Annotated in this window: 13 protein-coding genes; 4 read left to right on the forward strand and 9 right to left on the reverse strand. The window is 59.3% G+C overall.

The genetic code is table 11. The features are described from left to right. Window positions 1–95: 95 nt before the first annotated feature. Complete coding sequence (truA, locus tag J5W70_RS02140) at window positions 96–887, forward strand: tRNA pseudouridine(38-40) synthase TruA (protein WP_022396557.1); 792 nt, start codon at window positions 96–98, stop codon at window positions 885–887. A gap of 21 nt (window positions 888–908) precedes the next feature. Here the strand turns inward: truA and nadD are convergent, their stop codons facing one another. Both nadD and J5W70_RS02150 read right to left on the reverse strand, forming a co-directional pair. Then, entirely contained in the window at window positions 909–1,484 is a 576-nt protein-coding gene (nadD, locus tag J5W70_RS02145; RefSeq protein ID WP_022396556.1) for a nicotinate (nicotinamide) nucleotide adenylyltransferase, read from the reverse strand. Window positions 1,485–1,505: 21 nt separating this feature from the next. Next, window positions 1,506–2,183, reverse strand: a complete 678-nt coding sequence (locus J5W70_RS02150; protein ID WP_022396555.1) for a M23 family metallopeptidase — start codon at window positions 2,181–2,183, stop codon at window positions 1,506–1,508. A 190-nt stretch (window positions 2,184–2,373) separates the two neighbouring features. Here J5W70_RS02150 and J5W70_RS02155 point away from each other — a divergent pair, with 190 nt between their 5' ends. Then, on the forward strand, window positions 2,374–3,012 hold the full coding sequence (locus J5W70_RS02155; protein ID WP_215841932.1) for an alpha-L-fucosidase: 639 nt from the start codon (window positions 2,374–2,376) through the stop codon (window positions 3,010–3,012). Further along, entirely contained in the window at window positions 2,924–4,453 is a 1,530-nt protein-coding gene (locus J5W70_RS02160) for a discoidin domain-containing protein (RefSeq protein WP_215841933.1), read from the forward strand. The genes J5W70_RS02155 and J5W70_RS02160 overlap by 89 nt, the downstream gene beginning before the upstream one ends. Before the next feature lie 154 nt (window positions 4,454–4,607). Here J5W70_RS02160 and J5W70_RS02165 read toward each other — a convergent pair whose 3' ends face one another. The 3 genes from J5W70_RS02165 to rph form a co-directional block, all read right to left on the reverse strand. Next, window positions 4,608–5,456 carry a PEP-CTERM sorting domain-containing protein gene (locus tag J5W70_RS02165; RefSeq protein ID WP_022396553.1) on the reverse strand — a complete coding sequence of 283 codons (849 nt, stop codon included), beginning with the start codon at window positions 5,454–5,456 and terminating at the stop codon, window positions 4,608–4,610. A 349-nt stretch (window positions 5,457–5,805) separates the two neighbouring features. After that, window positions 5,806–6,564: a type II secretion system protein gene (locus tag J5W70_RS02170; RefSeq protein ID WP_022396552.1), complete on the reverse strand. Its 759-nt coding sequence runs from the start codon at window positions 6,562–6,564 to the stop codon at window positions 5,806–5,808. Between the two features lie 191 nt (window positions 6,565–6,755). Further along, complete coding sequence (gene rph / locus J5W70_RS02175; protein ID WP_240454348.1) at window positions 6,756–7,547, reverse strand: ribonuclease PH; 792 nt, start codon at window positions 7,545–7,547, stop codon at window positions 6,756–6,758. 80 nt (window positions 7,548–7,627) lie between these two features. Here rph and J5W70_RS02180 point away from each other — a divergent pair, with 80 nt between their 5' ends. Then, window positions 7,628–9,007: an alkaline phosphatase family protein gene (locus J5W70_RS02180; protein WP_022396550.1), complete on the forward strand. Its 1,380-nt coding sequence runs from the start codon at window positions 7,628–7,630 to the stop codon at window positions 9,005–9,007. Between the two features lie 18 nt (window positions 9,008–9,025). Here J5W70_RS02180 and J5W70_RS02185 read toward each other — a convergent pair whose 3' ends face one another. The 4 genes from J5W70_RS02185 to cdaA form a co-directional block, all read right to left on the reverse strand. Beyond that, complete coding sequence (locus J5W70_RS02185; protein ID WP_022396549.1) at window positions 9,026–11,194, reverse strand: family 20 glycosylhydrolase; 2,169 nt, start codon at window positions 11,192–11,194, stop codon at window positions 9,026–9,028. Window positions 11,195–11,385: 191 nt separating this feature from the next. Further along, complete coding sequence (gene bioD, locus J5W70_RS02190; protein ID WP_022396548.1) at window positions 11,386–12,027, reverse strand: dethiobiotin synthase; 642 nt, start codon at window positions 12,025–12,027, stop codon at window positions 11,386–11,388. A 12-nt stretch (window positions 12,028–12,039) separates the two neighbouring features. Further along, complete coding sequence (locus J5W70_RS02195) at window positions 12,040–12,192, reverse strand: hypothetical protein (RefSeq protein ID WP_012419453.1); 153 nt, start codon at window positions 12,190–12,192, stop codon at window positions 12,040–12,042. Next, window positions 12,170–12,961: a diadenylate cyclase CdaA gene (gene cdaA / locus J5W70_RS02200; protein WP_022396547.1), complete on the reverse strand. Its 792-nt coding sequence runs from the start codon at window positions 12,959–12,961 to the stop codon at window positions 12,170–12,172. Before cdaA ends, J5W70_RS02195 begins: the two co-directional genes overlap by 23 nt. Between the last annotated feature and the right edge of the window lie 92 nt (window positions 12,962–13,053).

The raw sequence follows: 13,053 nt of genomic DNA on the forward strand, positions 1-13,053 counted from the left end.
AGGGAGCGGACGGAACGCACGGCATCCATTCCAAACCGTCACCGCACGGTACTTGCCGCTTGCCAAAACCGGCCCGTTCCAACACAATCGGCCCCATGCCCCGCATCCGTTTCACCACCGCGTACGATGGACGCCCCTACCTGGGCTGGCAGAGCCAGCCGGGGGGCCGCACCGTACAGGACGCCCTGGAACGCGCCTTTTCCGCCCTCTTCGGCTCCGCCGTCCGCATCCACGGCTCCGGCAGGACGGATGCCGGCGTGCATGCGCTGGGCCAGGTCTTCCATGTGGATGCGCCGGACACCCACCGCATTCCTGCGGACAAATGGCCCACCGCCCTCAATACCCGCCTGCCCCGGACCATACGGATCACCCATGCGGAATACGTTCCCCCAGGCTTTCACGCCCGGTTCAGCGCGGCGAGAAAAACCTACCGCTACTGCATCTCCCGTGCGCCTGTCCTCAGCCCTTTTGACGCCGGGCTGGCCTGGCACCGTCCACTGGCCTGGAGCACGGACATTCTGGAGCAAGCCGTCCGGCTCTTTCTGGGAACGCATGACTTTACGGCCTTTGCGGCCCTGCGCGGCAATGAACCGCGCCCCATCCCGGCGGACTACTTCCTCCGCACCATCACGCAGGCGCAGGTGGTGCAGGAGGGGGAACATGTCTTCATCACCCTCACCGGAACGGGCTTTCTCTATAAAATGGTGCGCCTCATGGCAGGAGCCGCCCATGAAGCCGCTCGGGGAAAAATCACGCTGGACGAACTGGCGCGCCTCATTAATTACCCACGCCCGGATGATAAAAGCCCGTTCTGCGCCCCGCCGGACGGGCTCACGCTGATGCAGGTCCACTACGCGGAGGAAGCCCCCGGAAACAAGCAGGAATGAGGCAAAACAGGCTGCTCCCCCCTAGCTGCGCGCCGCGCCGTACAGGCCTTCCCGCCTGATCAGGCTCTCCACCTCCGGATTCAAATGAGGCACGGGGCATACGCCCGTACGCAGATCATGCCGCACACGGGTGGAAGAAGCGGGCTCATCCCCCTCAATAAAAACGGCGCGCACCCCTTCCCTGGGCGCCGGTTCACCGCCGCGGTGGTACACGAGGAACGTCACCAGCCCGGCCAGGTGCTCCCAGCGGCCCCACTGTTCCAGGGAATCCCACTGGTCCTTGCCCATCAGCCAGAACAGCTCCGCGCCGGGATAACGGTCCGCTGCGCACTCCGCCACCCTCCAAGACCACGAAGGCGGCGGAAGATTCAAATCCGTCCGGTCAAGCACGGCCCAATCCAGTCCCTGAAGCGCCAGATCAATCATCCGGCAACGCTGGTCATCCGTCACGGCGGGGGCCTGCTCCTTCAGCGGAGACAGGGAGCACGGCATGAACAGCACACGGTCCAGCCCGCAGTACTCACGCGCATGCGCAGCCACACGAACGTGCCCTTCATGCACGGGATCAAACGAACCGCCGAAAATGCACAGCTTCACCGTCCGTCATCCGTCAAAAAATCAAAGTCCTTCCGTGCCCTTGTAAGGCAGGAACCCGCCGATGGGCACGCGCACCATCCTCTTTTCCAGAGGCAGGCGGCGGAAGCGGGTGATGAAATCCGTCAGGCGGCCGTAATTGCGCTCCGTCTTGGGAATACCCTGCTGGCCGCAATTCACGTCCGGATTGTAATGCAGTTCAATATGAAGGTGGGCCGGATACATGCCGCGGTTCGTGCCGATGGTGCCCACCTGGGTGCCGCGAAGCACCAACTGCCCCAGCACGACGTTAATATCATTCAAATGGGCGTAAAGCGTCTGGCAACAAAGAACCTTTCCGGACTTGGGCTCGCGGAAGGCATGGCGGACAATCACCACCTTTCCCCACGCGCCGCGGGCATCCGCCGCGTAAGTCACCACGCCGTGGCCCACGGAATAAACGGGATCACCCAGATCGGAATTGCCCCCGCTGTTGCCGTTCCAGTCCTCGCCCATGTGGCGGGGGCTTTTCACGCGCAGGCCGCGGGACCGGTAATAGCCGTTGCCGTCAGGCTTGCCTACCGGAAAATCAAAACCGTCGCAAAGAGGGACGAGCGCGAACTTGCTGTCCCGCCGGGCCATGTAAACGGGGGCGCTCTCGCTGATAAACGCGGAACCGGTCAGAAGAACCAGCGCCAGCAGTAAAAAACGGAAATAGGACATGGGAACAAAAGTCCTCTGTATGCTAAACGGACCCCGGTCCCGTATCAAGCGGAATTCCCCGCATGTCGAAGTTAGAGCCTGCTAACCCCCTTCGTTCCCCTTCCACCCTCCCTTTCAACTTGACAGCCAAGCCCCCGTATGAAAGAAGGGTAGAACATTCCCCGTATTTTTCAACACACGTTTTTTCTGCATGAACAAGCTTGCCTCCCTCTTCCTCGGAACGGTTCTCTCTTCTTCAATGCTGCCCGGCTGGGCCGCAGACCCTCCCAAGCCCTACGGGGCGGTGCCAACCCCCTCCCAAGTCAACTGGCAGCGCATGGAATTCTACGGCTTCATCCACTTTGGCCTGAATACCTTCACGGGCAGGGAATGGGGCTATGGCGACGAAAATCCGAAAATCTTCAACCCTACGGACTTCAATGCCTCCGACATCGTTTCCACCTTCAAGAAGGGCGGCATGAAAGGAATGATCTATACGGCCAAGCACCACGACGGCTTCTGCGCGTGGCCCACCAAGTCCACGGACCACAACATCACCAAAAGCCCGTGGAAAAACGGCAAGGGAGACGTGGTCAAGGAATTCGCCCTGGCCTGCAAAAAGCACGGCATTAAATTCGGCACCTACCTCAGTCCCTGGGACCGCAACAATGCGGACTACGGCAAGGAAGGCTATCTGGACGTTTACTACAAGCAAATCCGCGAACTGCTGACCAACTACGGCCCCGTCTTTGAAATCTGGTTTGACGGCGCCAACGGGGGGGGACGGCTACTACGGAGGGGCCAAGGAAAAGCGCAACATCGGCGACGCGGAAAAGTACTACAACTTTGAAAAAATCGTGGAGATGATCCGCAAAATCCAGCCCAACTGCATCATCTGGGGCGCGGGCCACTACGGAGACGCCCGCTGGGGCGGCTCTGAAAAGGGCCACGTCAACTACCCCCATTGGAGCACCGTGGGGCTGAACGGCGGAGGCGGAGGAACCGGCAAGCGCGGCGGAGAACGCTGGGTGCCGGCGGAAGGGGACACCACCATCAACCATTCCGGCTGGTTCTGGCACCAGGGGCAGGCTTCCCGCGTCAAATCCCCGGAAGAACTCATGCAGGTATGGTTTGACTCCGTGGGACGCGGAGCCAACCTCATCCTCAACGTGGCGGCGGACAAAACCGGCAAACTGGACCCTGCGGACGTTAAATCCCTGATGGAATTCAAGGAACTGCGCGACAAGCTGTATGCCAGGGACTATGCCCTGGGCGCCACCGTCACGGCCAGCCAGACGCGCGGCAATGACAAAAAATTCGCCCCCTCCAACATGACGGACGGCAACATGGAAACCTACTGGGCCGTGGAGGACGACAACCTGACGCCCACCGCCTTCATTACGCTGCCCAAACCCGCCACCTTCGACGTCATCCGGCTGCGCGAACAGATCCGCCTGGGTCAGCGTGTGGACTCCTTCAACATTGACGCCTTCATCAACGGCAAATGGGTCTGCATCGACAATGAAGGAAAGACCATCGGCAACCAGGTCATGCGGCGTTTGAACCGCCCCATCACCGCCCAGAAGCTGCGCCTGCGCATCACGGGCAGCCAGGCCACGCCCTGCATCTCTGAATTCTCCCTCTTCCGCCAGCCGGCAGGCGCCGTGCGGCCCTCCATCTTCCGCCGCGGAGACAACCTCATCATCCTTGCGGACGGCAAGAACAAAATCCTGTACACGACGGACGGCAGCGAACCCAAGGAAGGCTCCCCCGTCTATAGCCAGGGCGCCAAATTTGCGGAAAGCGGCACTGTCAAGGCTCGCTGCCAATTCTCCAACGGCAAGCTGGGTCCCGTCAGCCAGGCCAAATTCGGCATCAGCAAAACCGGGTGGAAGGTGAAAAACGCCACTTCCGGAAACGCTGCGGCGGCCATTGACGACAATCCGGAAACCTCCTGGTTCGCCAAGGCTGAGGCGCCCCAATCCTTTGTGGTGGATATGGGCAAACCCTACCAGGTCTCCAGCTTCTCCTACCTGCCCAGGCAGGATGGAAAAACCTCCGGAATGACGGACAAATACCAGTTTGAAGTGAGCCCGGACGGAAAAACCTGGACGAAGGCGGCGGAAGGGGAATTCTCCAACCTCCGCGCCAATCCCATCGAGCAATCCGTCAACCTCAAGAACGTCAAGGAACCCGTACGCTACTTCCGCTTCACCGGCACGAACTCGCTGGACGGCAACAGCGCTTCTGCTGCGGAAATCAACGTCTTCGGCACGCCCGCAGGCAAATAAAATCCATTCACTTAGCTGCATGAAGGCGTTCCGGCTTTTTCAGGCCGGAACGCCTTTCTCATGACACTGCCTGTTTGCAAACCATGTTCCGGCGTAGAAAAGAAAAACCATTCCTTCCCGGCTGGAAAACCGGAATGGAGAACGGGACCGGAGTTCAACTCCGCTTGCGCCGCATCAGCAGGCAGGCGATGCCGAACATGCCCAGCATGGCGGAAGACGGTTCCGGAACGGCCTCCGCCTCCAGAGACGCCGGCAAACGCAGCGTCTTGGGATCGGGAGAAGACGTCGGCACCGTATTTTCAGTAAGCAGGGAATCCAGAGAAAGCTCTTCCTTCCCGGAATCAGCCACAGCCTCATCTCCGGCCGCCTCTGTCCCTCCGTCGGGCTTCCTGTCCGGAGAAACAGGCGTATCCTTGTCGTCTGACGGCTTGGAGCTGGCCTCATTATCCGGAAGACTTGGTTTAAGCTGGTTGGCGGCAAACCCGTTTCCCCTGCCGGGAGGCCCTCCGTAAAATCCTCCGCCGCCGCCATGGGAAACCATCGCGCCGGACAAGGGGCCGTACACGGCCTCCCGCACCAGGACTTCCTCACAATGGGGCATATAGGATCTTCCATAGGAAAACATGGCTACCACTTCCCGTTCCAGCTTCCAGGATACGTCTTCATCCAGCTCTTCCCGGGCCTTTACCTGCACGGGAAGAGCCATCCCAAGGGCCTGGAGCTGGTTCCTCTCCAACACGGAAAAAGCCTGCACTACATTCCCGCGGGAGGAAACAAAACGGTACACGGTATAATAACCGGAAGGAAAAGAGGGGGAGGAAATAGTCAGGGCTCCGCCTTCATTGATCTCCTTGACCATAGCGGGAGACAAGGACATGACGCCCTTCATTTGAACCACCTTCTCCTCACCAGGGGTGGCAGCTCCGGAGGGTGAACCGGAAGGCAGGGCGGCGCATGCCAGTGGCGCCGCTAAGGATAACAGGGCAATCACAATCTTGGTCATGATAAGTGTATTGAAACCATGACCACTCCGTAGCGCACAACGGATGACCCATAAATGACAATAGCTCACGGGCCGCGCCTTTCCGCTGCCCCATCATGCGGCTATCCGGCGGCAGATATAAAAAATAGCTAATCAAATGCAATCCAAACAACCATGGGGAAATCCAACAACGTTTTTTACTCCTTGTTCCCGGGCCAACCGTGGCCGCTGCCTCTTTTTACCGGGCCGGCCATTTCTGTCATACGGTGCGGACCGGCGGTTCGGAATGCTCCAGATTCCAGTGAAGGGGCATGAAAAAGGACGCATCCCTAAGGATGCGCCCTGTGCAAATCATGCTAACGGAAAAAACTTATTCCTGGCCGCTGAAATCAGGCGTGAGAATCAGGAACTGGTCACTGACATCCTTGCCCCTTCTCTTGGGAATGAAGGTGTCCTGAAGGTTGTCGTTGTCATCCAGTTCCAGAGTCTTGGCGCTCTGGGCGGTCGTGAAAATCAGAACCTTGCCGCGGAAGCTTTCCGGGTCAAAGCGGACGGCGTTGCCAGCCACGACGGTGCTGCCGTCTTCACCGGGGAGCACGGAAGTAACCATCAGGGGATATTCACCCACGGAGCTGCCAATGCCTACCTTCTTGTTATTGTCACCCTTGCGCATGACGTAGGAGAAGCCCACTTCACCGGGGGTCAGGGCCTTGCCGTCATAGATTTCACCGTCGGGAGTAACGGTGGAACCGCCGGAAGGAGTCTGCACTTTGGCGTAGAAGTTGCTTTCGGAAACGGACTCATTGCCCAGAAGCTGGCGGAAGTAGTCATTGGAGGTATCCCCCTGGAGCGCGCCCAGGCCGCTCATGTAATTGTGCTGCGCCACCACGCGGTCCGCGGTGATGTCATCGGGGAAGTTGCCCAGCTTGCTGTTGGACTTGAACTCGTTCATCGCCACACCCACGTTCTTCATGTTGGTCAGGGCCTGCATCTGGTCGCCCTTGTTGATCTGGTTCAGAATCGGACCGTACGCCACGGAAGCCAGCAGGGCGATAATGGCAATAACAACCAAAAGTTCGATCAGGGTGAACCCCCTGCGTAACTGGCGTGTTGCAAAAGATACTTTCATTGTTGGATATGATGGAATGTTTACAGTTTAAGAAAACCGTACGTGGTTATCTATGTTCGTCTCTACTATTAACGTGATTTCCCAGTCAGGACAAGCATATTCTCATAAAAATGTTGGGCCTGGAAGGGCGCCGGGATTCCTCCGGCCCCCCCGTTTGCGGGGAGCCGGAACAATCCCGCGCCATGGGAAATTCATGCCTGCCTGCCGCTGCCGAAAAAGGCGCTCAGCCCTTCCAGCGCGTCGGCGTCCGGCTTGTCCGCATCGGCGATCACCTGGCGCTGAAGCCCGGCAATCTCTTCCAGGCCCTTGCGGCCCAGTTCCAGCATCCGGCTCATCTGGTCCGCCGTAAACACGGCCTCCTCCCCGGAGCCCTGCACTTCCACAAACTCACCGCGGTCCGTCATCACCAGGTTCATATCCACCTCCGCATCCTTGTCCTCCACATAGCAAAGGTCCAGCAGGGCTTCCCCGCCCAGCATCCCCACGGAAACGGCGGAAACCAGCCTCTTCATGGGAGACTCCGCCAGCTTGCCTTGCGCCACCAGCTTGTTCACGGCAATGGCCAGGGCCACGGAAGCCCCGGTGATGGAAGCGGTCCGGGTGCCCCCGTCCGCCTGCAAAACATCGCAGTCCACCCAGATCGTGCGCTGCCCGATCTTGCCCAGGTCCACGGCAGCCCTCAGGGAGCGGCCTATCAGGCGCTGGATTTCGCTGGAACGTCCGTCCAGCTTCCCTGCCGTAATATCGCGCCGCTTGCGGTCAAGCGTGGAATAGGGGAGCATGGAATACTCCGCCGTCAGCCAGCCGCCCTCCACACGCTGAACCTTCATCCAGCGGGGGACATCCTCCTCAATCGTAACGGCGCAAATCACCTTGGTGCGGCCGAAGGCCACCAGCACGGAGGCCGTGGCATTCGGGGCAATCCCCGTTTCAAAGCTGATCGGGCGCAACTGGTCCACAAGTCGTTTATCCTGACGTTCCATGCGGGGAATCATGACGGATGCCGCCATTTTTTTCAAATGGAAAGATGGAATTCCCGCATCAAACCGCTAATATCCCTTCCATGAAACTCCCTCACACCCGTGTGGCCGTCATTGACGTGGTGGCCCTTTCCCGCCAGATGATGGAACACATGCCGCGACTCTCCGCCTGGGCGGAGGGGAGGCGCGTTTCCTCCTTCCCCCCTGCCTTTCCGGCCCTCACCTGCTCCGCGCAGAGTACTTATGTGACGGGGCTTTCCCCGCGGGAGCACGCCATCCCCGGCAACGGATGGTACAACCGGAACATGAGTGAAATCCAGTTCTGGAAGCAATCCAACAAACTGGTGCAGGGACCGCGCCTCTGGGAAAAGCTGCGGGAACGGTACGGACCCGGCTTCACCTGCGCCAAGCTCTTCTGGTGGTACAACATGTACTCCACGGCGGACTGGACCATCACGCCGCGCCCCATGTACCCGGCGGACGGCCGCAAGGTCTTCGACATCTACACCCAGCCCATGGAACTCCGGGAGACCATTAAAAAAGACCTGGGGGAATTCCCCTTCCCCACCTTCTGGGGCCCCATGGCCGGCATCCAGTCCTCCCGATGGATAGCGGACTCCGCCCGGTGGGTGGAACGGAAACACCGCCCTGCCCTCAACCTCATCTACCTGCCCTACCTGGACTATGACCTTCAGAAATTCGGCCCTTCCTCAATGCAGGCGGCCCGGGCGGCGGAAGCCATGGACGGTTTGCTCTGCGACCTGGTCGACTTTCTGGAACAGGAAGGCGTCACCCCCGTTATCCTCAGTGAATACGGCATTTCCGACGTCTCCCGCAGCATTGCCCTCAACCGCCTCTTCCGTGAACGGGGCTGGATCGCCGTCAAACCGGAAATGGGTACGGAAATGCTGGACTGCGGCGCCTCCCGGGCCTTTGCTGTGGCGGACCATCAGACAGCCCATATTTACATCAACGACCCTTCCGTGAAGGAAGAGGTGAAAACGCTGCTCGCCGCCACCCCCGGAGTGGAGGAAACCAGGGAAACGGACTTCTCCGGCCTGAATCCTGCGGCGCAGGAACGCCTGCCGGACTTCACTGCCGTCGCGGCCCCGGATGCGTGGTTCACCTACTACTACTGGCTGGACGACGCCAGGGCCCCGGACTTCGCCCGCTGCGTAGACATCCATCGCAAGCCCGGCTACGATCCGGCGGAAATGTTCTTTGACCCGACCCTCTCCTTCCCCATGTTCCACGCCGCCGCCTTCCTGCTGAAAAAAAAGCTGGGCTTCCGCGCACTGATGAAAATCATTCCCCTCAACGGAGACCAGGTGAAAGGCTCCCATGGCAGGGACCGGGTACCCGCAAACCAGCAGCCCGTATTCATCGGCCCGGCATCCCTGCCGGAAATCCGTTCCGCGCAGGACGTGCATGAGGCCATCCTCTCCGCCTTTGAAAAAGAGTGACGGCAGGAAGCCTGCCTGTCAGCGGGCGTCCGGGCGGGGATCATATTCCAGGCCCGGAACCTCCCGGTAATGGACACCATCCCACAGGACGGGAATACAGCAGAAAAACCAGCTTCTCTGCCCGTTGTCCCCCTTCCAGTGGCCGAACACGCTGCGTATCAGTACGCGGTTCAATCCCTTGCGGAGCTTCACCTTCACGGGGGGACGGAAGAAATACCCCTCCCAGGTCAGGGGGGCTTCTTCAATGCGGCCTTTCCCCCAATCCGTCCAGGGCAGGCTCTTGAACGGCCACCTGGGCGGATTCACGCGCTTTCCGTTCAGCCACACGTCCCCGCCGGAAAAATCCCAGCTCCCCTGCTCCGGAGCACGGGCACTGCGGTACCCGCCTGAATGCCCCCACATGCCGTTCAGGCCAACCATCAGCCACACTTCCTGATCCTTCGGGCTGCGGATGGAAGTCAGCGCATAGCAGGTTCCGCTGCCCTTTCCCACGTCCCCCGACATCAGCGTGGGCCAGTGGTCCAGCCGGTACTGGTTCCGGTGCATATTGAACATCGCAAAAAGGTGCCTGATATGCACGGCTCCACCGTAAACGGGCGTCTTCTTCCACTCCAGCGTCCTGTCCCCGTCCCGGTAGGAAGGCGCAATCTTCCGCTCCGGTTCAAAGGACGTGTCATTCTTCCCCCGGTGGTCGAATGGCCCTATCAGGCTCCAGGCCATATCCGCCTGCTTCACGTACGCAAAGGGAACGTCCCGGAAAAACCGGTCACGGTGGGAAGCCAGCCGTTGTTCAAACTCCCGGAACTCCGCCCATCCGGCTGTTCCCCTGGGAGGGAGCTGCGCCATGTAATCCTTCCGCTTGGTGGCGCTCCCGCGCCAGACGCGCTCCGCAAACGTCAGTACGCAGGGGTAAAGGGGATACTGTTCCAGCACCCTCTTCTCACTGCTCAGGTTCCCGTCGCACCACACGGGCATGATGGCTCCCAACGCCTTCTCATCCCCCTGCGGCACCTCGCAGGGCTGCTGGAAAAACACCTGGTATACGCCGGACTGGGAATCAGCCCAGTCAATGTAAAAGCCATTGCTGTCAATGCGCTTCATTCCCTTGTCCATCCGGGCTCCGGCCTCGCTCTCGCCCCAGCACATCAGCACGGAATCCTTATCGTGCGGGCCGCCCGGCGACCACACGATCACCTCCTTGCCCTTCCCGCGGATATACTCCGCCATGCGCGGAATAAAATCCTTCATCGTAATGTGCACCTCGTCGGACCCCATGTGAAAAAACCTTCCTGGAAACAGGGCAACGGTCTCGTCCACGACATCCTTCAATATGGAAACGCCCTTCTCCGTCTGCATGCCGGTCTTCATGGCCTTGGCGAACGGCTGGCTGTGCCCCGGCATGTCGATCTCCGGAATCACCTGGATATTCAGCCGGGCGCAATAATCCGTCAGGTCCTTCAACTGTTCCTGCGTATAAAATTTGCCCGGCAACCGTGACTTCCAGTGAAAGGCGCGGTCTGTCAAAGCCGGATACTTCTTCACCTCCAGCCTCCACGCAGGATCATCCGTCAAATGCAAATGCAGCGTATTGATCTTGTAGCGGGAAACCCGGCGCATCAGCTCCTTGATAAACGCGGGAGACATGTAATAGCGCCCCACGTCCAGCATCATACCCCGCAGGGCGAAGGCGGGTTCGTCACTGATCTGCACGGACGGCATGAAAAAACCTTCCTTCTCTTTGGAAACCAGCTGCCGCAGCGTTTGCAGGGCATTGAAAAAACCGCCAAAGCCCCCTGCCCTGACAGTTGTCTTTTCCGGCGTGACGGACAGGACATACGCTTCTCCCTCAATTCCGGCGTCCAGGCTTAACTCCCATGTCAGGGAACCTTCCTCAAAAACATCCTTGCTCACGGCAGCCGGAATGCCGGACATCCTGAATACATCCTTCATTTCCCTCACCAGGTCATCTCTGCGGGGAACATCCCGGCCCAAATGTACATGAACGCTTTTAAAACGCGCCCCGCCCTTACCCCAGACTACTTTGGAAGGATAGGGAATCAGCGCAGGGGAGGAAAACTCCGGCACAGGCGCAGTTACCACCTCCCCTGCCAGCAGCTCCCACGGGAAACAAACCAGCAGGGCAATAAAAAACCGTACAGGAATGCTGAAAACTCTGGACAAAAACATTCCTTATTTACGCCCTCCCGTCTCAATTCCTGTCAAAACAGGACTTCCGGAGCTGAAAACCTGTCCCTCTCCCCTGGTCTTTTAACACTACATGCCGGTTCCTCTACGCCGCCAGTTCACACCCTGAAACGAACGGGGAGGAAAGAGCTTCTTCCCCCCATCTTCTTCCATCCGTCAAACTGCTACCGTGCTCAGCGCAGGCGTTCCATCAAGGCGTCAATGTCCATGGAATCCTGCCCATGGATCAGCTCGCCGAGAATGGGCGCGTCGGAAAACTCCTCCACCATGCTCCTGTTCGTCACGCAGGCCGTATCCCATTCATCCTTCACGTTATTAAACACAATGCCCAGGCATTCCAGGCCGCGCGCCTTGACCGCATTCAGCGTCAGCAGGGCATGATTGATGGCCCCCAGCTTGTTGCCGATCACCAGCAGCACGGGCAGCTTGAAATCCGCGGCCACGTCGCTGAAATTCCGGCCGGGGCCTATCGGGACTTCCCATCCCCCCACACCTTCCACCAGCACGCATTCATGCGCGGCGGCCAGGGCGTCATAGGCGCGGCGGATGGCTCCTTCATCCACCTGCGTATTCTCCAGCCGGGCCGCCACATAAGGGCAGGTGGCGTTCTTCAGGAAAACGGGATTCAGCTCGTCCAGCGTCAGCCCCTCCGGTCCTGCCTCGCGCAGAAGACGGGCATCCTGCCTGTCTCCGCAGGCCACGGGCTTGAACCCGGCGGCATTGATGCCCGCTTCTCTCAGGGCCTTGACGATCAGGCAGCTTACATAAGTCTTACCGACTTCCGTATCGGTTCCGGTAACAATGAAATTCCTCATAACGGTAAATCTTCAGGGATGGGATCTTCTGATCTCCTCAAGCTGCCCACGGGAGGGCACGCCGTCGTTCGTGGTCACCCAGTGATTGATAAAAGACCAGATGATCACAGCCAGCACCAGGCAGAACAGCTTGGCCGGCCAGTTAAGCAATAGCAGTTTTTTCATTGGAAGGAGAAATATTCAATAGCTCTTCAAGGCGGCCCTTCAACTGTTCCGGCGTCAGGTTGCGTTCCAGCTTGCCCCCCACGGCCAGGGCAATCGCCCCCGTTTCCTCGGACACCACCACCACCACGCAGTCGCTCTCCTCGGACATGCCCACGCCCGCCCGGTGGCGCAGCCCCAGGGTACGGTCGCTCATCTCCTTCTGGGAAACCGGGAACACGCAGGCCGCCGCGGAAATGCGGTCGCCGGAAATCACCACGCCTCCGTCGTGCAGGGCGGTCTTGGTATGGAAAATCGTCAGAGCCAGTTCCGGAGAAAAAATGGCGTCCAGCTTCACGCCGGAATCCTCAATGGGCTTCATGCTGATACTACGCTCAAAAGCGAACAGGGCGCCGAACCGCTGGTTGGAAAGCTTGCTCACCGCCTTGCAGAAATTGTCCAGAAAGTCAACCCGCTGAAGCTTGGCGAAGGAGGAGAAGAACGGATGGCTGCCCAGCTTCGCCAGCCCCACACGCAGCTCCGGCTGGAAAATCACCACCAGCGCCAGCGCCAGGCCGGGGGCGAAAATGCGCGTCAGGATCCATGAAATCACGTTCAACTGGAAGAAAAAGGCCAGCACCACCAAGGCCAGGAAACAGGCGAACAGCCCCACCATGATGCGCGCGCCGCGCGTTGCATGGAAAGCGCGGTAAATCTGGTACAGGAATACCCACAGGATGAAAATTTCAACGATCGCCCGGAGCGCATCCTTGATCATAATCCAGTCCCACATGCGCAACAAGCTACACAACAACCCGCATGATTGCAATACCGATCCTTTCCCTTCAATTTTTGTGCCGGATGAAGCAACCACGAACGGAAAAC

This window comes from Akkermansia massiliensis (genome assembly GCF_018847375.1).
In the GTDB taxonomy this organism is placed as follows: Bacteria; Verrucomicrobiota; Verrucomicrobiia; order Verrucomicrobiales; family Akkermansiaceae; genus Akkermansia; species Akkermansia massiliensis.

Coding starts and splice junctions, on each gene's coding strand:
- truA (WP_022396557.1), top strand. CDS start 96: ATGCCCCGCATCCGTTTCACCACCGCGTACGATGGACGCCCCTACCTG.
- J5W70_RS02150 (WP_022396555.1), bottom strand. CDS start 2,183: ATGTCCTATTTCCGTTTTTTACTGCTGGCGCTGGTTCTTCTGACCGGT.
- J5W70_RS02155 (WP_215841932.1), top strand. CDS start 2,374: ATGAACAAGCTTGCCTCCCTCTTCCTCGGAACGGTTCTCTCTTCTTCA.
- J5W70_RS02165 (WP_022396553.1), bottom strand. CDS start 5,456: ATGACCAAGATTGTGATTGCCCTGTTATCCTTAGCGGCGCCACTGGCA.
- J5W70_RS02170 (WP_022396552.1), bottom strand. CDS start 6,564: ATGAAAGTATCTTTTGCAACACGCCAGTTACGCAGGGGGTTCACCCTG.
- rph (WP_240454348.1), bottom strand. CDS start 7,547: ATGGAACGTCAGGATAAACGACTTGTGGACCAGTTGCGCCCGATCAGC.
- J5W70_RS02180 (WP_022396550.1), top strand. CDS start 7,628: ATGAAACTCCCTCACACCCGTGTGGCCGTCATTGACGTGGTGGCCCTT.
- J5W70_RS02185 (WP_022396549.1), bottom strand. CDS start 11,194: ATGTTTTTGTCCAGAGTTTTCAGCATTCCTGTACGGTTTTTTATTGCC.
- bioD (WP_022396548.1), bottom strand. CDS start 12,027: ATGAGGAATTTCATTGTTACCGGAACCGATACGGAAGTCGGTAAGACT.
- J5W70_RS02195 (WP_012419453.1), bottom strand. CDS start 12,192: ATGAAAAAACTGCTATTGCTTAACTGGCCGGCCAAGCTGTTCTGCCTG.
- cdaA (WP_022396547.1), bottom strand. CDS start 12,961: ATGTGGGACTGGATTATGATCAAGGATGCGCTCCGGGCGATCGTTGAA.